The sequence below is a fragment of the Candidatus Poriferisodalis sp. genome (assembly GCF_965204125.1).
Lineage (GTDB): Bacteria > Actinomycetota > Acidimicrobiia > Acidimicrobiales > Poriferisodalaceae > Poriferisodalis.
This window is the reverse complement of the sequence record NZ_OZ241968.1, coordinates 2,404,024-2,422,087: the sequence shown is the minus strand read 5'-3', so window position 1 is coordinate 2,422,087 and position 18,064 is coordinate 2,404,024. Positions and strand designations below refer to the sequence as shown.

The 18,064-nt window shown below is 68.5% G+C and carries 16 protein-coding genes and 1 riboswitch; of the genes, 4 read left to right on the top strand and 12 right to left on the bottom strand.

Annotated features, from left to right (window positions below; genetic code table 11):
- Window positions 1–6 precede the first annotated feature (6 nt).
- The gene (locus ACOGXD_RS11310) at window positions 7–714 is read left to right on the top strand and encodes a hotdog domain-containing protein (RefSeq protein WP_419915152.1); all 708 of its coding nucleotides are present in this window, start codon (window positions 7–9) and stop codon (window positions 712–714) included.
- Here the strand turns inward: ACOGXD_RS11310 and ACOGXD_RS11305 are convergent.
- From ACOGXD_RS11305 to ACOGXD_RS11275, 7 genes are all read right to left on the bottom strand, one after another.
- Entirely contained in the window at window positions 686–2,086 is a 1,401-nt protein-coding gene (locus ACOGXD_RS11305) for a hypothetical protein (protein WP_419915151.1), read from the bottom strand. The two genes, ACOGXD_RS11310 and ACOGXD_RS11305, sit on opposite strands and share 29 nt — an antisense overlap.
- Window positions 2,087–2,152: 66 nt before the next feature.
- On the bottom strand, window positions 2,153–3,430 hold the full coding sequence (locus ACOGXD_RS11300) for an acyl-CoA dehydrogenase family protein (protein ID WP_419915150.1): 1,278 nt from the start codon (window positions 3,428–3,430) through the stop codon (window positions 2,153–2,155).
- Between the two features lie 118 nt (window positions 3,431–3,548).
- Entirely contained in the window at window positions 3,549–4,010 is a 462-nt protein-coding gene (locus ACOGXD_RS11295) for a hypothetical protein (protein WP_419915149.1), read from the bottom strand.
- Window positions 4,003–4,920 (bottom strand): HAD family hydrolase, encoded by a 918-nt coding sequence (locus tag ACOGXD_RS11290; protein WP_419915148.1) that lies wholly within the window; start codon window positions 4,918–4,920, stop codon window positions 4,003–4,005. The genes ACOGXD_RS11295 and ACOGXD_RS11290 overlap by 8 nt, the downstream gene beginning before the upstream one ends.
- A 58-nt stretch (window positions 4,921–4,978) precedes the next feature.
- Window positions 4,979–5,833: a hypothetical protein gene (locus tag ACOGXD_RS11285; RefSeq protein WP_419915147.1), complete on the bottom strand. Its 855-nt coding sequence runs from the start codon at window positions 5,831–5,833 to the stop codon at window positions 4,979–4,981.
- The gene (gene coaE, locus ACOGXD_RS11280; protein ID WP_419915146.1) at window positions 5,830–6,456 is read right to left on the bottom strand and encodes a dephospho-CoA kinase; all 627 of its coding nucleotides are present in this window, start codon (window positions 6,454–6,456) and stop codon (window positions 5,830–5,832) included. The genes ACOGXD_RS11285 and coaE overlap by 4 nt, the downstream gene beginning before the upstream one ends.
- 58 nt (window positions 6,457–6,514) lie before the next feature.
- Entirely contained in the window at window positions 6,515–7,294 is a 780-nt protein-coding gene (locus ACOGXD_RS11275; protein ID WP_419915145.1) for a TIGR03084 family metal-binding protein, read from the bottom strand.
- 98 nt (window positions 7,295–7,392) lie between these two features.
- On the opposite strand from ACOGXD_RS11275, the gene ACOGXD_RS11270 reads away from it, so the two are divergent.
- The gene (locus ACOGXD_RS11270) at window positions 7,393–9,483 is read left to right on the top strand and encodes an acetoacetate--CoA ligase (protein WP_419915144.1); all 2,091 of its coding nucleotides are present in this window, start codon (window positions 7,393–7,395) and stop codon (window positions 9,481–9,483) included.
- 53 nt (window positions 9,484–9,536) lie between these two features.
- Window positions 9,537–9,926 (top strand): hypothetical protein, encoded by a 390-nt coding sequence (locus tag ACOGXD_RS11265; protein ID WP_419915143.1) that lies wholly within the window; start codon window positions 9,537–9,539, stop codon window positions 9,924–9,926.
- Between the two features lie 15 nt (window positions 9,927–9,941).
- On the opposite strand, the gene ACOGXD_RS11260 is transcribed toward ACOGXD_RS11265, so the two are convergent.
- The 4 genes from ACOGXD_RS11260 to ACOGXD_RS11245 form a co-directional block, all read right to left on the bottom strand.
- The gene (locus ACOGXD_RS11260; RefSeq protein WP_419917397.1) at window positions 9,942–11,558 is read right to left on the bottom strand and encodes an ABC transporter permease; all 1,617 of its coding nucleotides are present in this window, start codon (window positions 11,556–11,558) and stop codon (window positions 9,942–9,944) included.
- A gap of 70 nt (window positions 11,559–11,628) precedes the next feature.
- Entirely contained in the window at window positions 11,629–12,762 is a 1,134-nt protein-coding gene (locus ACOGXD_RS11255; RefSeq protein ID WP_419915142.1) for a thiamine ABC transporter substrate-binding protein, read from the bottom strand.
- A riboswitch (TPP riboswitch) is annotated at window positions 12,750–12,858 on the bottom strand. Its footprint overlaps the gene before it by 13 nt.
- A gap of 62 nt (window positions 12,859–12,920) precedes the next feature.
- The gene (locus tag ACOGXD_RS11250) at window positions 12,921–13,988 is read right to left on the bottom strand and encodes a 6-phosphofructokinase (RefSeq protein ID WP_419915141.1); all 1,068 of its coding nucleotides are present in this window, start codon (window positions 13,986–13,988) and stop codon (window positions 12,921–12,923) included.
- A gap of 36 nt (window positions 13,989–14,024) precedes the next feature.
- On the bottom strand, window positions 14,025–15,227 hold the full coding sequence (locus ACOGXD_RS11245; protein ID WP_419915140.1) for a CaiB/BaiF CoA transferase family protein: 1,203 nt from the start codon (window positions 15,225–15,227) through the stop codon (window positions 14,025–14,027).
- A gap of 184 nt (window positions 15,228–15,411) precedes the next feature.
- Here ACOGXD_RS11245 and ACOGXD_RS11240 point away from each other — a divergent pair, with 184 nt between their 5' ends.
- Window positions 15,412–16,707 (top strand): serpin family protein, encoded by a 1,296-nt coding sequence (locus tag ACOGXD_RS11240; protein ID WP_419915139.1) that lies wholly within the window; start codon window positions 15,412–15,414, stop codon window positions 16,705–16,707.
- A 5-nt stretch (window positions 16,708–16,712) separates the two neighbouring features.
- On the opposite strand, the gene ACOGXD_RS11235 is transcribed toward ACOGXD_RS11240, so the two are convergent.
- A complete protein-coding gene (locus tag ACOGXD_RS11235) occupies window positions 16,713–18,020 on the bottom strand; it encodes an ATP-binding protein (protein ID WP_419915138.1) in 1,308 nt (435 codons plus the stop codon).
- Window positions 18,021–18,064 lie beyond the last annotated feature (44 nt).

Here is an 18,064-nt window from a genome sequence, read left to right as displayed (position 1 = left end):
CGGCCCGTGGACGACCCGTCGCCGCACGGCGACGCCGAACTCGACGCTGGCGCCGACCTGCACCTGATCTATCCCGACGCCCAGCTCGTCGAACGCAGCGCTGCGGCGGGGGCATTGCGACGGCTGGCGCACGCATTCGTGCGTCATCGCACCGACCCAGAGACGCTGGCGGAGATCGCTGCGTGGGCCGAGGCGACCGCCGAGCGGCTCGAAGCCGGCTCCGCACCGGTTCCGCGCCCGGCGGACTACTTCGCCCGTCGCTACACCGATCCTCGGCCTGCTGACGGTGCCGAAGTCATGGCATTCAGCGACCGAGCCTTCAGCGGACCTGCAAATCCAACCGCTATGGAAGTCGACATGCGTCGTGACGGCGACGGAGTGAGGGCGCGGGTCACCTTCGGTGCCGCCTTCGAGAGTGCACCGGGACGTGCACACGGCGGCTCCGTGTGTGCCGTGGTTGATGACGTGCTCGGTTACCTGATGGTGTGCCTGGGCATCGCCGCCTACACGGCCCGCTTGGAGATCGACTACCGGGGCGGCGTCCCGATCGACGAGCCGGTGATCTTCTCCGGGCGCGAGACCCGGCGCGAGGGGCGCAAATCGCACGTCGAGCTCGCTGTACGCGCAGCCAGCGCATCACCCGACACCTCGCCGCTCATCGAGGCCACCGGTCTGTTCGTGATCGTCACCCCGGACCAGCTCGCCGCAAAATGAGCTGCCCCAGCGGTTCGCCTATATGAGCCCGGCCAGACGGCAGCTCGCCCTCGGCAGCCTCGACATCCCACACCATGACGTCGTTGTCGAGCGTGTACAGCAGGTATCGGCTGTCGGGTGCCCACGCCATGTCTCCGAGGTCGACGCCGATCTCGGGCGAGTGGCGACCCCAATCCTCGGCGAGGTCCACCACCACGACGCCTGCCGGCGTGCCGTTGCCATGCAGGAGCCGCAGCGCGATGCGATTGCCGTCCGGCGACATCAGCCCTTGCTCGCTCCAGCGATCGGGCGACGCCGCTTGCAGCTCTGCGGGCAACTCCACTCGCCGCTCTGAGATCACCCCGGTGGCAATCGGGTAGCCCTCGCAGAACGTCGAGCAGTCCTGCGCCAGCTCGGCTTGGTCGTCGCGCTCGCCGAATCGGCCTGACGCCTCTTCGCAGATCTCCTCGCACCAGTCGTCGCGGCGATCTGGGCCCACAGTGGCGCTGAACGAGGTGTCGGTGATCTGGCAGCCGTACTCCTCGCACTGCAGCCGCACAACATGACCGTCGCCCACGGCGAGCACCCGGCCCGCACCGAGCTGCAGCGCCGCGTTTCGCCCGTCGAGTGCCATCACGCTGCCCGCCATGGACACGACGACATGGTCGCCGAGCGCGCCGTGCACGATCGCCTCGTTGGGCATCTGCACCGCCGAGCGGAACACGCCGTCGGGGCCGACCACGCGGGCGAACAGATGCTCAGTGCCGCGCACCACCCCGACGATGCCCGGCGGGCTGTGAGCGGGCAGCACCTCGGTCACGTCCTCGGCGATGACGACGGTGTCGCCGCTTTCGATGTCCACCCGCAGCACGTCGCGCCTGATGCCCACCACGATCGCCCCGTCGAGATCGACGAGCGTGTGCGGCAGGCCCGGTAATGGCACATACCGTGCTTCCCCGGTCAGCAGATCGAGCTGGTACAGGAAGCCGCGAATGTTGCCGGTCGGGTCACCGGCGAGCGTGGCGATCATCTCGGCGGCGGGACGTGCAGGCGGCAGCTCGCCGACGGCGGCGTCGAGCGCAGTCGGCGGCGGCAGCGTCGTGCGCGGCGGCTGCGCTGGTGCCGTCGTGGTCGTCGTCGCCGGGGGTTCGGTTGTGGTGGTCGCCGGCGCCAGTGCGGCATCGGGCTCGCCGTCGCTGCGCACCCACGCCACGACCAGTGCAGCTACGGCCAACGCCGCCGCAAGGCTCGCGAACACGGCCAAGCGCGGCGCCGACGACGGCCGTCGCTCCACCACCGCCTCCTGCACACTGGCAAAGTCGGCCCCGCCCTCGGGCAGGATCTCGAGGCCCTGCGGCGACTCCGGACCCTGGGGCGGTTCGGTCATGCTCACCGCTTCACATTCTGTGCCGCCCGCTGGGCGCACGCGCCCCGACGGCCCCGGGCAAGGTACAGCGCGCTACCAAGACGTGGCGTTCTGGGCAAGTTCCCGGAAAGGCGTAGCCGGATCGGGTCCGGGTTCCCTGGGGAGGCCCAGCACCCGCTCGCCGAGGATGTTCCGCTGGATCTCGTCGGTGCCGCCGTAGATCGACGGCGCCGGCGAGAAGACCGCCATCTCCTGCAGCACGCCGCCGCTCGCGGCTTCATCGCCCCACAGGGTCATGTCCGCGCCGAGGATGGTGCTCGCCAGCGACCGGGCGCGGCGCAGGGCCGCGGTCATGCGCAGCTTCGCCAAGTTGCCCTCGCCACCCGTGCGCTGGGACTTCTGGCGACTGCGCATGGCCGATAACCGCATCACCTCAAGATCGGTGTGCAGCGCTGCGAGTTCTTGGCGGACGATCAGGTCGCCGCCGCGGCCACGGGCGCGGGCCTCCTCGCTGAGCTGGTTGAACGTACCGGGGCCCACTCCCCCAGCCGCCAGCGGGAGCCGCTTGCCCCGGAACGTGCCGGCCGGCCGATCGAGGTGGCCGGCGATGGAGCCGGGATGTGCCGCTGCGAATGCGAGCCCGTGGCTGCCGCCTATGCCTGCCCGCTCGACCATGAGCGTCGTGTTGGTCACGCGCCAGCCGTCGTTCAGCTCGCCGATGACATTGGCGTGGGGCACCCGAGCCCCGTCAATGAACACCTCGTTGAACAGCGACCGGCCGGTCATCTCGCGCAGGGGCCGAACCTCCACGCCGTCCTGTTCCATCTCGAACGCGAACCAGGTGAGTCCGCGGTGCTTCGGCGCCTCGGGGTCAGTGCGGGCGACGAGCATGCCCAAGTCGGCATGGGAGCCTTCGGAGGTCCACACCTTCTGCCCGGTGACGATCCACTCGTCGCCGTCGCGAATGGCCTTGGTTTGCAGGCCGGCGAGGTCACTGCCGGCTCCGGGCTCTGAGAAGAGCTGACACCATGATTCGGTGCCGTTCAGAATGGCTGGCACGAATCGCTCGATCTGTTCGGGTGTGCCGTGCTCGAGAACGGTGGGCGCCGCCAGCAGCATGCCCAGCCCTGCCGGCGCTCCGATGGCACCAACTGCACGCATCGCTTCGACCAGCACCCGTGTCTCGCTGCGGCCCCAGCCCCGGCCGTGCGGCTCGGGCAGCGTCGGATTGGACAGCCCGGCGGCAGCCAACCGCTGCCACCATTCCTGCACGCTGGCCTCGGGATCCCAGTTGTCCGCGAGCCAGGCATCTAGCTCGGATCTGAGCTCGCCACCCGACGCTGTGCTCGCAGATGCCTGCCGCTCGCTCATGGCGGCGAACCCTACCGTCGACCCCTGCTCAGGCTTCGTCGGTGAGTCGCCAGCCGTGACACGCTTCCTCCGCAAAGCGGAGCCTGTATCACGCTTCCTGCGCAAAGCGCAGCCTGCATCACGCTTCCTCCGCAAAGCGGAGGAAGATCGCCGTCGTCGGGGCGAAGAAGAGGCGCCACGCTTGCAGAATCCCGCCGTTGGGGCCACAGATCAAGCGCGTCTCGGTGCCAGCGGGCAGCTCGACTACCACTCTGGGGCTGAAGATCCACAGCAGTTGCAGACGCAGCGTGTAGCTGCCTGGACGCAGTACGAAGTGCTCGGTCTGGTCGTCGCGGATCTGCCCGACTCGCTGGTTCTCAATGAGAACCTGGTAGCTGCGGATGGTGTCCCGGTAGTGGTGGATGCGCTCCAGCACGAGTTCGGCGGTCGCCCCGTCGGGCGTGTCGTCCGCAGCGTCGGTTGCGTCGTCGTCATCGACAACTTCGGGCATTCCCAGGGGCGTGCGCGGGGCCTTGGCGTTGTGGTCGGCCATGCCGCGCCGCATTCGCTCCCATACCGAACGGCGCTCCTCCTCAGCCATCGGACCTCCCGTCGGGCGGCGCAGCGGCGAACGCACCGCCGCGCCCAGCCAGCGGCCCGCCTTCGCCGGCAAGCATCGCCTCGACGACGACGGCAACGCCATCGTCCTCGTTGCTCGGTGCGACCCGGTCGGCCGCATCGTGGACCGAGTCGGGAGCATTGGACATCGCGACCGCCTGGCCGGCCCAGCGCAGCATGTCGATGTCGTTCAGCCCGTCGCCGAATGCCAGGACGTCTGCGGCGTCGAAGCCGTAGCGCTGGCAGATGATCTCCAGCCCTGCTGACTTACTCACCCCAGCCGCCGCGATCTCTGCCATGTCCAAGCCAGACGGGCGGATCTCGGTGCCGAGCGGCATGTCCGGCGACAGCTCGTCAATGAGCGTCAGCGTGTCGACGCCGGGCGCATGCACCAGCCACGTCAGGACAGGCCCGTCGACGGCGCTGAGTGCATCGTCGACGCGGTCAACGCTGATGTCTGCAAGCAGGTCGACGGGCATTGCCGGAGCGAAGTCGTGCTCCCACACGTGCCGGCCGTCGGCCATGTCGAGCCCGAACCGCACGTCTGGCACCAGCTTGCGGGCAATCTCCGCCGCCTCGATGGCCTCAATGTGCGTCATTGCGCGATCGGCGATCTGCTCGCCCGCGACGGCGTCCATCACCACCGCCCCATTGAGACACACCGCATATGACACGCCCGACGCCTGGCGCACTACCGACTGGGCCTGCGGCCACGGGCGGCCGGTGGCCAAAGCGGTGACGACGCCCGCCGCGGCAAGTGCTCGCAGTGCCGAAGCAGTCCGCTCGGTGAGCACGCCATGGCGGTTGATCAGCGTGCCGTCGATGTCGAACGCTGCCAGCCGCGGCAAACCGGCTCGAGGCCGGGCCGGAGCGTTGCGCGGCGGCGTGGTCATGCCCTGCACGGTAGAGGGCCGGTGTGACACACGGCATGCGCGTTTCGGCCCAGCGCGCTCAGTCGAGATACGCCGCTGTCGCGGTGGCGGTCTGCAGCAGCCGGTCGGTGTCGCCGGCGGTCTCGAAGATCCGGGTGCGGGTGGTAACCAGGTGACCAGTGCGCGCAAGTACTTCGCCGTCAATGCGAAACGGACCGCCGCGGCCCGGCGCCAAGTAATGCACGTCGGCGAACACGCAGCGTGATGTGCGCTCGCCGCCGACCGCCATGCCGGCGAGATGGTTCGCCATGACCTCGGCCACCACGATCGACGCCCCGCCCTGCAGCGAGCCGAAGGAGTTTCGGATGCGGTTATGCATCGGCAGTTCGATGCGCGGCTCGCCGGGCACCGGGGTGATCCGCAAATAGTCGTCGAGCGCCGGCCGGGGGTCGAGCTCGTCGTCCTCCCGGTAGTCCACCGTGCTCTCGCGCGCCGTGGAATCCACCACCGGCGTGTCGTCTCGCCGGGGAAGGCGGGCGTAGGTGCAGGTCGAGCGGGCAACTTCGGTTCCCGCTTCATCGGTCACCGAGGTCTCGGTGACGACTTGGTTCCGGCCGACCCGCAATGGCGTGCAGCGAGCGGTCACCACCTCACCCTCGGCCCGGGCAGCCAGCACCGTCGACAGGTGCAGCGTGGCCGACCAGTCGGGCGTCACCTGCAGCACGGCGTGATGCCCCGCCACCGAGTCGACCAGCGTGGCGACGGCGCCGAGCCGCAGCCAGCCTCCCTCGGCCAGTGGACCGTCGGCGAGATCGTCCAGGATCGGCATGGTCGCGGTCAGCGTGCCGTCGCCTGTCATCTGATGGCTGAGACGCAGGTGCCGCAGGATGTGGTTCTGCGGCGGGTAGCGGGCGGGCGGCGCTTCCGGGCTCATGCGGAGCGCTCGTCTGCCAGTCGGCGCAACGCGTCCCACAGCTCCGTCGTGGCATCGGCCAGCTCGTCGCTCCCGCCGCCGTTTCCGACGACGAAGTTCGCGGCTTCCCGCCGTTGCTCGTCGGTGGCCTGCGAAGCCAGTCGCGCCTTGGCATCGTCGGCCGTCATGCCGCGCTCGATGAGCCGCTCGAGGCGCACATCGGGTGGCGCCTCCACGGTCACCACAACCTCATAGGGGAAGCGGGTGTTGCGCCCCAGCGTGCTCTCGGTGAGCACAGCCATGTCGAGCACGACGACGTCGGTCGCGCCGGCCTCCCCGATGGACTCGATCCGCTCGTCGAGCAGTTCGTTGATCGCCGGATGGCTGATCTCATTGAGCGCCGCGAGCTCGTCGGGATCGCTGAACACGATCGACGCGAGCGCAGGACGGTCAATGCCGCCGTCGGGACCTGCCAGTTCGCTGCCGAATCGCTCAATCACGGCCTCTACCGCCGACCCGCCGGGAGCGATGATCTCGCGGCCCAGGGCATCGACGTCCACTACGGCCGCTCCGTGACCTGCCAGCAGCCGCGCCACGGTGCTCTTGCCGGAGCCGATGCCGCCCGTCAGACCGACGATCAGCACCGCGCCCCCTGGGCGCGCCTCAGCACAGCGTCCGCCAGCGCGCCGATCCGCATCGCGCTCAAGCGGCGCGGCGGCTCTCGGCGTCGGTCGGCGGTCCGGCGAATGCCTGGGCGATGTCCATCCACCCTGTCGCCAGCGGGCCGGTGACCGACAACCCGGTCTCGGTGTGGTGTCGCCGCTGAGTAACCGCGAGGCAGAACTCGTAGGCGTCGCCGCTCACTCTGTCGGCCGCATCCTCGGGACCCCAGGTCCACACGTCTCCGCTCGGAGCATCCAGCTCGACACGTACTGGTCCGTCGGGCACCTCGAGGCCCCGATTCGCGTAGCTCCAGCCGCGCGTGCTCACGCCGATATGGGCAACATGGCGGAGCCGATCGGTGCGTGGCAACTCCCTGCCATGGGTGTCGGCCACGTCATGCCCGTGCGACCACGTCTCCATGAGCCGGGCGGTAACGAACGACAGGGCCCCCATGGATGGTCCGAACCAAGGAATCCGGTCCTTGGGATCGAGCGGGCGCACGGCATCCAGCATCTTGGTGCGCTCGGCACAGAGCCATTCCCAGATCTCCGCCCCGGACATGGAGGCGAAGTCGAACCCGGCTGCGGTGTGCAGATCCATCTCGCCACGCGCCGCAGCCGCCTTGAAGTCGTCGAAGTGCTCGGGATCGACGACGGCTACCGTCGCCACCCAGTCGGTCATTCCCAGATGCACCATCGTCTCGCGGCTGTCCCAGCCCTCAGCAGGTGTGGGCAGGCGCCACTGCTCCTCGCTGAGGTCACCGACCACGTCGCCGAGCGCGTCGTTCTCTGCCTGAAGGTCGTCGCAGATGCCGTCCATGGGTGGGGACACTACCCGCACGGCTCAGAGCGATTCCGTGGCTGCCGCCTCACCCATCGAAACGGAGGACGTGACAGCGGCTGACTATGTTGCGCTCGATGAGCAGCTCAGCAGACAGCGAGAGCCCCGCAGTCGACGATGCGCCCGTGCTGTGGCGGCCTGATGCCCAGCGACGTGTGGGAACCCAGCTCTGGCAGTTCGCCGAACGGGTCGGAATCGGGCTCGACCGGAACACCTACGCGAATCTGCACGCGTGGTCCGTGCAGCATCCAGGGGCGTTCTGGCGCGCCGTGTGGGAGTTCTGCGACGGCATCGGCGAGCTCGGTTCTAACTTCGTCGCCGCAGGGTCGCAGGGCGATGCCGCCTCGACAGCAGGTGGCGCGACGCCAGGCCCTGGTCTGGAGTTCTTCGCCGGCTCCAGCCTGAACATCGCCGAGCACTACCTGCGGCCCGTCACTGCGGGCGGGCCACACGCCGACGACACGGCCCTGGCGTTCATCGGCGAGGACGCAGCGCAGCTGGCGATGACGCACGGCGAGCTGCGCGCCGAGGTGGCAGCGTGCCAGCGAGCACTGGCGGCCGACGGAGTCGGCGTGGGCGACCGGGTGGCCACAATGCTCCCCAACGGCCCCGAAGCGCTCATCGTGTTCCTGGCCACGGCGTCGCTGGGCGCCGTGTACTCGTCGGTCAGCCCCGATTTCGGCATCGACGGCGTGCTCGACCGCTTTGGCCAGATCTCCCCGACCGTCATGGTCGCCGTCGACGGCTACTACTACAACGGCGTGCGCCATCACACGGCCAGCAAGGCGGCCGAGGTGGCCGCCAGCCTGGGAACGACGGGTGCGTCCCTGCGGCGGCTCGTTATTGCTCCGTACGACCGCAGCGCACCCGCTCCATCAGGCGATGTGTCGGGGTCGGCGACATCGTGGACAGAGTGGCTGGCACCTCATCGCGTCGCCACCGGCGACGACCTGACCTTCGAACGGCTCGGCTTCGACCAGCCGGTGTACATCCTCTACTCATCTGGCACCACCGGGAAGCCGAAGTGCATCGTGCACCGGGCGGGCGGCGCGCTGCTCAAGCTGTGGAGCGAGCAGCGGCTGCACTTCGATGTCCGGCCCGGTGATCGCGTCATGTACTTCACCACCACCGGCTGGATGATGTGGAACTGGCTCGTCGCGGGGCTCGCCAGCGGCGCATCGCTGGTGCTGTACGACGGGTCGCCGTTCCATCCGAGCCCGGCGCGGCTGTTCGACGTGGCCGACGACTGGGGCGTCACGCTGTTCGGCGTCAGCGCCAAATTCATCGAGGGCGCCATGAAGGCCGGTCTGCGACCAGTGCAGACCCATGCGTTGGACACGGTGCGCACGATCTCCTCCACCGGTTCTCCCCTGGCGCCCGAGGGCTTCGACTGGGTGTACGAGCAGGTGAAGGCCGACGTGCACCTGGCCTCGTTCTCCGGGGGCACCGACATCTGCGGCGGATTCGTGATCGGCGACCCGACGGGCCCGGTCCGCCGCGGCGAGATCCAGGCGGCTGCACTCGGCCTCGACGTCGACGTGGCCGATGCCGACGGCGCGTCGCTCGGCGCGGGCACGCAGGGGGAGCTCGTGTGTCGCAACGCCTTCGTGTCCATGCCGCTGCGCTTCTGGGACGACCCGGGCGACGCGCGCTACCGATCCGCGTACTTCGAGCGCTTCGAGGGCGTGTGGCACCACGGCGACTTCGCCGAATGGACGCCTGCCGGCGGCATGATCATCAGCGGCCGATCTGACGCCACGCTGAATCCCGGCGGGGTGCGCATCGGCACCGCGGAGATCTACCGCCAAGTCGACCAGATCGACGAGGTGCTGGAGAGCGTGGTGATCGGCCAGCGAGTGCCTGCCGGCGGCGAAGCGGCGGCCAGCACCGACACCCGGGTGGTGCTGTTCGTGAAACTGCGCGAGGGCGTGACGCTCGACGACGAGCTGGTCGGCCGCATCCGTTTACAGATCCGTTCCGGGGCGTCTCCCCGGCATGTGCCCGCAGTGATCGCCCAAGTGCCGGCGATCCCGCGCACCCGTTCGGGAAAGCTGGTGGAGCTGGCGATTCGAGACGTCGTGGAGGGCCGACCGGTGGCCAACGTCGAGGCCATCGACGACCCCGCCGCGCTCGACCACTTCGTCGGCCATCCCGCACTGGAGGCTTGACGGCGACCACCATGGTGCCCGGTCCGACAAAGCTGCCGAAGGAGGCCCGACACATGATCTTCGCCAAGCCCGTAGCGATCTATCTCAAGCTGGTCGCCGCCGCCGTAGTGGTCAACTTCTTCGCCTTCCCCTTCTATGGCCCCGGCGACGAACCCGGCGATCCCGCCAACCTCGATGTGTGGAACGTCCTCGACTGGTTCATGGCGGCCGCACTGGCGCTGGTGTTGATCACCACGTGGCAGCGGCGGTCGGCGGCCAGTTTCAATGATCGCAGCGCCCGGGCCATGTTCATCTTCGCTGTCGCCGTGACGATCGCCTTCGTCCCGAATTGGTTTCGAGCAATGGTCGACGGCGGCGACAACTTCACGATCTGGCACCTGATCGACACGGCGTTGCCGATCCTGCTGTGGATGGAGGGGCACCGCCTCTGGAAAGCCTCTTAGCCCCGCCAAGGACGCCTAGAACAGCGACTCGTCGGTGCGGCGCAGGCCTTCGATCACCAGCACCGACGCAGCCGTCGCAGCCATGAGTACGACGGCGAGCGCCATGGCTTGACCCTGCAATGTCTCTCCGGGCGTGCCAAGCAACCGGAACAGCGCGAGCGGTGCGGTCAGCGTGTCGGGCCGCCGAGGCAGGAACGCCGTCGCACCGAACTCGCCGAGTGATACGGCGAAGGCAAATGCCGCGCCTACCGCAACAGCCCGTGAGGCGATCGGAACGTCGACCTCGCGACGGGTGCGCAACGGCGAGGCACCGAGCACCGATGCCGCTTCCCGCAACCGGTCGTCGATCGAGCGCAGCGTCGGCACCAGCGTTCGGACGACGAACGGCATCCCGACCAGGGCGTGCGCGACAGGAATGATCCACCACGCCGTGCGGAATTCGAGCGGAGGCGTGTCGAGCGCCAGCAGCATCCCGAGCCCCACGGTCACGGCGGACACGCCGAGCGGCAAGGTCAACCCGACGTCGAAGAGTCGCCGGAGCCAGCTCGCGCGGGCCGCCGCTGCGGCGTGCGCCCGGCCCCCCACCACCACGAACGACGCCAATGCGCCGATGCCGGTGGCAATCAATGTCGCCAGCACGGCGAATCCCAGAGAGTGGCGCAGCGCTGCGAGCGCGGTTGTCGGCAGCATCTGCACGCGATCGGCCAGCGCAGCGAAATTGGCCACTCCATACCCGCCGCCGGTCGCGAATGACCGCTCCACCAGCGTGATGATCGGCACGCCCAGCAGCATCACGGCCACTGCGGCATTGACAGCGATCACGCTGCGGCGCCGCCGCGGTGCGGTTCGTCCGGGCACCCGCCGAGCCACTGCCCGGCGCCGCTCAGCCACACCTGCCAGTGCGACCAGGGCCGCAACGGCAACGAGCTGGCAGAGCGCCAGCGCGGCGGCCGTCGAGAAGTCGAGCCGCGTGATGGCGTACCGGTAGATCTCGGTCTCGACCGTGGCGCGTGTCGGGCCGCCGAGAATCAGGATCACTCCGAACGACGTGAACGAGAACAGGAACGTGACAGCCGCTGAGGCCGCGACCGCAGGCCGCAAGAGCGGCCAGGTCACATAACCGAACGCGCGCACAGGCGTCGCGCCGAGCACCGCCGCCGCATCCGCGTTGCGACCGTCCAGGCCGGCCCACCACGAGCCCACCGTCCGCACCACCACGGCGTAGTTGAAGAAGACGTGCGCCAGCAGGATCGCCCACACGGTGTGGTGCAGCGACAGGGCTCCCCCATCAAGGCCGAAGCGATCGAAGACGGCTTCGAAGGCACCAGCTACCACCACCGTCGGCAGCACGAACGGAACAGTGATGACAGCACGGACCACCCGCCGCGTCCTCGGTCGCAGCCGTGCCAGCGCTGCCGCCGCCGGAATGCCCACTGCGAGGGTGAGGGCGGTCGATGCGACAGCCTGCCAGACGGTGAACCACATCACCCCGCGAATCGAGGAGCGCCCCAGCAGATCGCCGAGGCTGTTGAGCCCGTCTGCCACCACGGTGAGCACCGGGTAGGCGAAGAACACCGCCAGGAACGCGAGCGGTGCGGTGGCGGCGAGCGCCCAGCCGCCGACGGCCGCCATCTGGCTCCGCCGGGGAGGCCGGGCCACGGTCACATTGCCCATCGGCTGGGCCAGTGGGCGGGCAGTGCGCTCAGCGCAGCACGATCTCCACCCACCGCTCGGTCCAGGCGTCGCGGTTGGCCTCGATCTCCGCCGGGTCGAGCATCAGCGGATGCGGGGGCACTGCGGTGTGTTCGACGAACTCAGGCGGGAGGGTCGCGCTCTCGATGACGGGGTAGACGAACATGTTGAGCGGAACGTCGTTCTGCCATGTCTCGCTCAGCATGAAGTCGATGAGCGCACGCGCTCCGGCCTCGTTGTCGGTTCCGGTCAAGATGCCCGCGAATTCGATCTGGCGGTAACACGACTCGGTGATGACCCCTGTCGGCGCTGTGTCGGTCGGCGGATCGGCGTAGATCACCTCGGCCGGCGGGCTGGAGGCGTACGACACGACCATTGACCGTTCGCCCCCGCCGGAGATGAACTCGCCGTAGTAAGCGTCCTCCCAGCCGGCGGTGACCGTGACGCCATTTGCCCGCAAGTCCTCCCAGTACAGCTCCCACCCGTCGCCGAAGGCGGCAATGGTGGCGAGCAGGAAAGCCAGGCCCGGCGAGGAGGTCTCCGGATGCTGCACGACCAGTTGGTCGGCGAACTCGGGGAACGTCAGCTCGTCGAGGGTCACGGGCTCCCACGGCACCGCGTCCTTCCAGTAGTTCACGCACACGTCGCCGTAGTCCACCGGGGTGACGCGATGGCGCGAATCGATCTGCAGATCCTCGGGCACGCCGGCAAGCGCAGGCGATTCATACCGCTTGAAGATGCCGGCGTCGAGGCCGCGCTGCAGGAACGTGTTGTCGATGCCGAACAGCACATCGCCCAACGGCGCGCCCTTGGTGAGGATCGCCTCAGCCACCAGCGTGCCGGCATCGCCGACTTCGAGCAGTTCCACCGTCACGCCGGTCTGCGCCGTGAATTCCTCGAGCGTCCCGTCGGACAGGTTGAACGAGTCGTGAGTGATCAGCGTCACGGTCGTGCCTTCGATCGACGGCTCGGTGGTGGTCGTCGCCGGGGCCGCCGCGTCCTCCGCCGGAGATTCGGTCTCGGGAGGCGGAGCTGGAATGTTGGTCTCGGGAGCGTCGCCGTCACCGCAGGCTGCGACCAGCAGCATGGTGGCTGCGACGGCAACAGCGAGACGGTACGGCCTGCGCACTCGGTGGGTGGTCATGTGCTTCCTCCGCTGGCATTACCCAGATCAGGTTCTCGGGTCGGCGACGGCACTGCTGTCGCCCTCTCAGCCCTCTGGGCTCCCCGGTATGTGTTGTCGCGGTCACCTTACCGTGCGGCCCAGCGTGCGGTGCCGGCCGGCCAGTGTCGGAACCGGCCTCAGAACCACCGCCGCGAGGTGCGCAGCGGCGTCAGCACCGGCGCAGTGGAGATCAGGTCCAGCAGCTCCAGTTGGTCCTCGCTGAGATAACGGGTGCGGCCCGCGACCTCGGCGAGCGGCTGCAGGGCGATGCCCGTCGAGTGCACGCCGACCATGCATCCCGATGTGCCCTCCATGAGCACCTCGACCGCTCGGGCTCCGAGCCGGCTGCCAAGCAACCGGTCGGCCGGCGTCGGCGGCCCGCCGCGCTGGATGTACCCCAGCACCGTCGTGCGCGTGTCGTAGCCCGTGCGCTCCGCCAGCAGATCGCCCACGAACTGCCCCATGCCGTCGAGGATCCGGTTGCCCCATTCGTCGGTGCCAGTGTCTGGCGTCTCGACGCTGCTGTCGGGAACCGCGCCCTCGGCGACCACCACGATGGACGCATTGCGGTCGCGGTGATGCCGCGCAATGAGACGCTCGGCGATGCCGTCGATGTTGAACGGCGCTTCGGGCACGAGGATGGCAGCGGCGCCCCCAGCGATGCCCGCACCGGCCGCTATGTGACCGGCTTGGCGGCCCATCACCTCGAGCACCATGATCCGGTTGTGCGATTCGGCGGTGGTGTGGAGCCGGTCAACCGCCTCGGTGGCCACTCCCAGCGCCGTATCGAATCCGATGCAGACATCGGTTCCGTGCACGTCGTTGTCGATCGTCTTGGGCACTGCGATCACCGGGAACCCGGCGTCGGAGAGCCGTGCGGCGGTGATCAGCGTGCCGTCGCCGCCGATCGTCACCAGCGCGTCGACGCCGTCTCGCTCGAGCTGCGCTATCAGCGGCGCCGCACCCTCGGTCTCAAGGCGTCGGCTGCTGCGAGAGGTGCCGAGCATCGTGCCGCCGCGTGGCAGCGCACCCCGCATCGCCTCGGAATCGAGCTTCACGCTGTCGCCCTCGAGCACGCCGTTCCAGCCGCGCCGGTAGCCGATGACGCTGCGGTCCAACTCATGGCTGGCCGCTCGAACGACTGCCCGGATCGCCGCGTTCAGGCCGGCGCAGTCGCCTCCGCCAGTCAGAACTCCGATTCGCACGGGCTCAAGCTAATGGCGAGCCTCGTGAGGGAGGTTTCAGGCGGTGACGAGCACCCCGGCAGCTTCGAGCTGGTCGAGCCGTTGGTTGTCATACCCGAGCAGCCCGCCGATGACGTCACGGTTGTCGGCTCCGCGGGCTGCGACATGGCCGTCGGTGCCGATGCCTGAGCCGAGCGCCGGACGTGCGGGTACGGCGAAGCCCGAGGCGGTGTCGGCCAGCAACCCGCGATGCGTAGCCCAATCGGTTCCCGCCAGCTCGGAGAGGGAACGCATCTCGGCCACGCTGAACGGAGTGCCCGCTTCGATGGCTTGCCGGAAGTCGTCCACGTCGGCGAATCCTGCCGCCCACTGGGTCATCTCGTCGTACAGCTCATAGCGGTTGGCCATGCGGGCTGCAGGCGTGGCGAATCGAGGGTCATCGGCCAGCTCGGGTCGGCCCATGGCCTTGAGCAGGTCGTCGAACCACGCTGCGGGGTTGCCGGCGATGGCCCACACCCGCCCGTCGGGCAGCACCAGGATCGGGCATTCGTGGGCGAGGCCTGCGTTGGGCCCGTCCCAGCCGCCCGCCAGCTCCAGCGCTGACCACTCCTGGATGTACACCATCGCTTCCACCATGCACACGTCGATGTGGCCGCCCCGGCCCGTCCGTGCCGCCTTCACCAGCATGGCGTTGACGGTTGCGGCCGCCGACATCGCTGTCACGATGTCGCCCACCACCAGCGGCGGGTTCTCAGGTCGGGCGCCGGTCTCGCGGACGGCGTAGTCGATGTAGCCCGACTCCATGTGGCCGACAGGTGCGTATGCCCGCTTGTCGGCCCACGGTCCGGTCTGGCCGAATCCGGTGACCGAGCAGTACACGAGTGCGGGGTGTGCGGCGCACATCTCGTCGGGCCCGAGCCCGAACTTGGCCATCACGCCGGGCCGGTAGTTCTCCACCACCGCATCGCAGCGGCCGACGAGTTCCCGCACGAGCTCCGGGGCGCCCGGCGCCCGCAGATCGATCGAGCAGAAGCGTTTGCCGGCGTTCTGCTGAGAGAAGTACGGATTCACGTCGCCCGGCACGTACGGCGGGAAGGTGCGGCTCAGATCGCCGTCGACCGGTTCGATCTTGATGACCTCGGCTCCCATGTCGGCCATCATCCGGGTGGCCAGCGGTCCCGCCACCACACGCGTGAAATCCAGCACCCGGATGCCCTCAAGCGGCCGCTCCCCCGCTGTGTCCCCGCTGCTGTCGCTCATAGCGCCGCGAATTCTGGCACGCCGACCCGGAACATTCAGGATCGGGAGCACGGACCGCAGCCCGACCGGCACCCCCTCGAGTCACGACATCACCGATCAGGCTCTGCCGCACAATCAGGAGACGTATGCAGGATGTGAGATCTGAGCATCGGTGAGCCGCGGGTCGCTGTAGCTTCGAACGGGCATGAACCGGCTGTTCGGCTTCCTGGTCGTGCTGTGCTGTGTCGCCGCCTGCGGCACTTCGACGGACGCCGTCGAGCCCACAGCCGGCGGAGGAGCCGGGACCACGGCGACAGCACCGTCTGCCAGTACGGCTGCTGCCGAGCCGGCCATTCCCGCAGTCATCGAGCCTGTTACTGATCGTTTGCCGGCTGATCCCGATGCTCCGGCGGCTGAGTGGGTCGCGGGGGTCAACGCTGCTGGCTGGGACTTCCACCGGCACTTGCAAGGCAACGCTGTGTCGAGCCCCACGAGCATCGGCATCGCCTTCAGCCTGAGCCGTGCCGGAGCGTCGCCTGACACTGCGGCTGTGCTCGACGACGTCTTCGGCTTTCCCGAACAGGGCAGCCACAGCGCTGCGAATGCGGTCGACTTCGTGCTGGCAAGGGCTTCGGCGGAGCCCAACACCATCGAAGTTGCCAACAGGCTGTTTCCCGACGACGGATTCTCGCCACGACCCGCGTTCCTAGAGACCGCAGCAGCGCACTACGGCGCGACGATCCAGCCGGTCGACACAGCCGACGGCGACGCAGCGGCCGCTGTCATCAACGAGTGGATATCGGGACGCACCCGCGGCCTCATCCCCACGATCGTCAACCAGGCCACCGTCCAGGGCCAGAAACTGATCCTGGTGAACACCGTGTACCTCAAGGCCGACTGGAGCACGCCGTTCTTGGCCGGGCTCACCAGCGACGGCGAATTCACTACCGACACTGGCCAGGCAGTGACCGTGCCATTCATGCACGACGCAGAAGCTGTCACCCGCCGCTATGTACGGCTGGACGGCGCCGACGCCGTGGAGCTGCCATACCTGCGCCGCGAACTGGCCATGTGGCTCATCGTCCCCCACGAACCCGACGGCCTCGCGGCGGTCGAGGATTCACTCGACGCCGCATCCTTGGCCGAGCTGGCCCAATCAACACGACGGGGCACGGTCGACCTCACCATGCCCAAGTGGGAACAGACGCTGCCGCCGGCCGATCTCTTTGCCTGGCTGTGCCCACAGGGGTTCTGCCCCGGCGCCAGGTTCGACGGCATCGCCCCGGGCATCTTCATCACCTCGGCCCTGCACAGCGCCAAGGTGATCGTCGACGAGAAGGGAACCGAAGCCGCCGCAGCGACAGCCATGGCCTTCAACGAATCGGCGCCTCCCCCACCCGATCTGACCGTCGTCGCGGACCGACCCTTCCTATGGGCGATCGTCCACAACGAAACACAGGCCATCCTCTTCCTCGGCCGCCTCACCAACCCCACCCTGTAGATGAATCACCCCGAGTTTCGTGGGGGCTCTGGGGGCGCCTGAATCTGGTGGAGGCGTGATGCTGGTTGGTTCCAGAGGGTGTTGATAGGGGCTAGCCAGAGGCGGTCGCCGATGGGGTGACAGTGGGGGCCGGTGTGCAGCAGCACGCCGATGCGGAAGATGCCTTCAGCAGTGCGGTCGAGGCGGTCTCGCAGCCATCGGAGCGGTTTGAGGTGGTTCTCGCCGGGGTTGCCCGTTGATTTGACCTCGACCGCAGCGACGGCGCCGTCGGGACGTTCGAGCACGATGTCTGCTTCGTTGCCGTCGTAGTCGCGCAGGTGGTGAATTCGCACGCCCGCTGCGCCGGCGTTCTGCTGTGCCAGTTCGTTCACCACGAACGTTTCCAGCAGTGGGCCGGCGACTGTCGAGGTGGGTGAGGCCAAGGCGTCGGCGTCGATGCCCATCAGCGCCGCTGCCATGCCGGTGTCGGCGAAGTGCAGCTTGGGCCGTCGGACGACGCGGGCGGCGTGCTTGCGCGACCACGCAGGCACCGTGTGGACCATGAACACGGTGCGGAGCCACGCGAAATATCGGTCGAACGTGGAGCGATCGATGCCGAGCTGCCCGCAGGCCGCTTGGACGTTGAGTTCGCCTGCGGTGTTCGCTGCCAGCCAGCGGACCAGATCGACGAGTGCGTCGGCTCGGCGGATGTCACCGAGCTCGGTGACGTCGCGCTGGATGACAGTCTCGAGGTAGCTGTCGTGCCAGCCTTGGCGCTGCTGTGGCGACAGTGCGACCGCCTCAGGAAAGCCGCCTCTGCACAAGCGACTCATGTACTGCGCGCGGTTTTCAGTCTCGCGTGGAGGCTCGACTTCGCAAGCGTCGAACCAGCCTGCGAGGTCGACCGGGGAGCTGCGGTGGAGCTCGGCCTGCGAGAAAGGGAACAGGCGCAAGATGCGTGCCCGGCCGGCCAATGACTCGCTGATCGCAGGCACCGACAAGAAGTTCGTGGAGCCGGTCAGCAGGAACCGGCCCCGCTCGTCGGACTCGTCGACGAGACGCTTGACGGCCCGCACGACGCGGTCGCCACCGACCTGGACCTCATCGACCACCGCTGGTGCCTGCAATCGGGACAAGTACGCCATCGGGTCGTCCAGCGCGGCTAGCCGCGATGCGTCGTCGTCGAGCGTCACGTACGAGCCACCGCGCCGCTGCGCAACCTGACGCGCCAGCGTGGTCTTCCCCGACTGACGCGCGCCGTGCAGCACGACGACACGAGATGCCTCGAGCGAGTCGTCGAGCGTCGCTTCCAAGTGGCGTCTCACGTAGTCCACAGCTAGGAGACTACTTGCTAACCACAAAAGTTACGTTTGTCTAA

Coding starts and splice junctions, on each gene's coding strand:
- ACOGXD_RS11240 (WP_419915139.1), top strand. CDS start 15,412: ATGAACCGGCTGTTCGGCTTCCTGGTCGTGCTGTGCTGTGTCGCCGCC.
- ACOGXD_RS11270 (WP_419915144.1), top strand. CDS start 7,393: ATGAGCAGCTCAGCAGACAGCGAGAGCCCCGCAGTCGACGATGCGCCC.
- ACOGXD_RS11295 (WP_419915149.1), bottom strand. CDS start 4,010: ATGGCTGAGGAGGAGCGCCGTTCGGTATGGGAGCGAATGCGGCGCGGC.
- ACOGXD_RS11245 (WP_419915140.1), bottom strand. CDS start 15,227: ATGAGCGACAGCAGCGGGGACACAGCGGGGGAGCGGCCGCTTGAGGGC.
- ACOGXD_RS11260 (WP_419917397.1), bottom strand. CDS start 11,558: ATGGCGGCCGTCGGCGGCTGGGCGCTCGCCGCCACCGCACCGCTCGCG.
- ACOGXD_RS11275 (WP_419915145.1), bottom strand. CDS start 7,294: ATGGACGGCATCTGCGACGACCTTCAGGCAGAGAACGACGCGCTCGGC.
- ACOGXD_RS11290 (WP_419915148.1), bottom strand. CDS start 4,920: ATGACCACGCCGCCGCGCAACGCTCCGGCCCGGCCTCGAGCCGGTTTG.
- ACOGXD_RS11285 (WP_419915147.1), bottom strand. CDS start 5,833: ATGAGCCCGGAAGCGCCGCCCGCCCGCTACCCGCCGCAGAACCACATC.
- ACOGXD_RS11300 (WP_419915150.1), bottom strand. CDS start 3,430: ATGAGCGAGCGGCAGGCATCTGCGAGCACAGCGTCGGGTGGCGAGCTC.
- ACOGXD_RS11265 (WP_419915143.1), top strand. CDS start 9,537: ATGATCTTCGCCAAGCCCGTAGCGATCTATCTCAAGCTGGTCGCCGCC.
- ACOGXD_RS11255 (WP_419915142.1), bottom strand. CDS start 12,762: ATGACCACCCACCGAGTGCGCAGGCCGTACCGTCTCGCTGTTGCCGTC.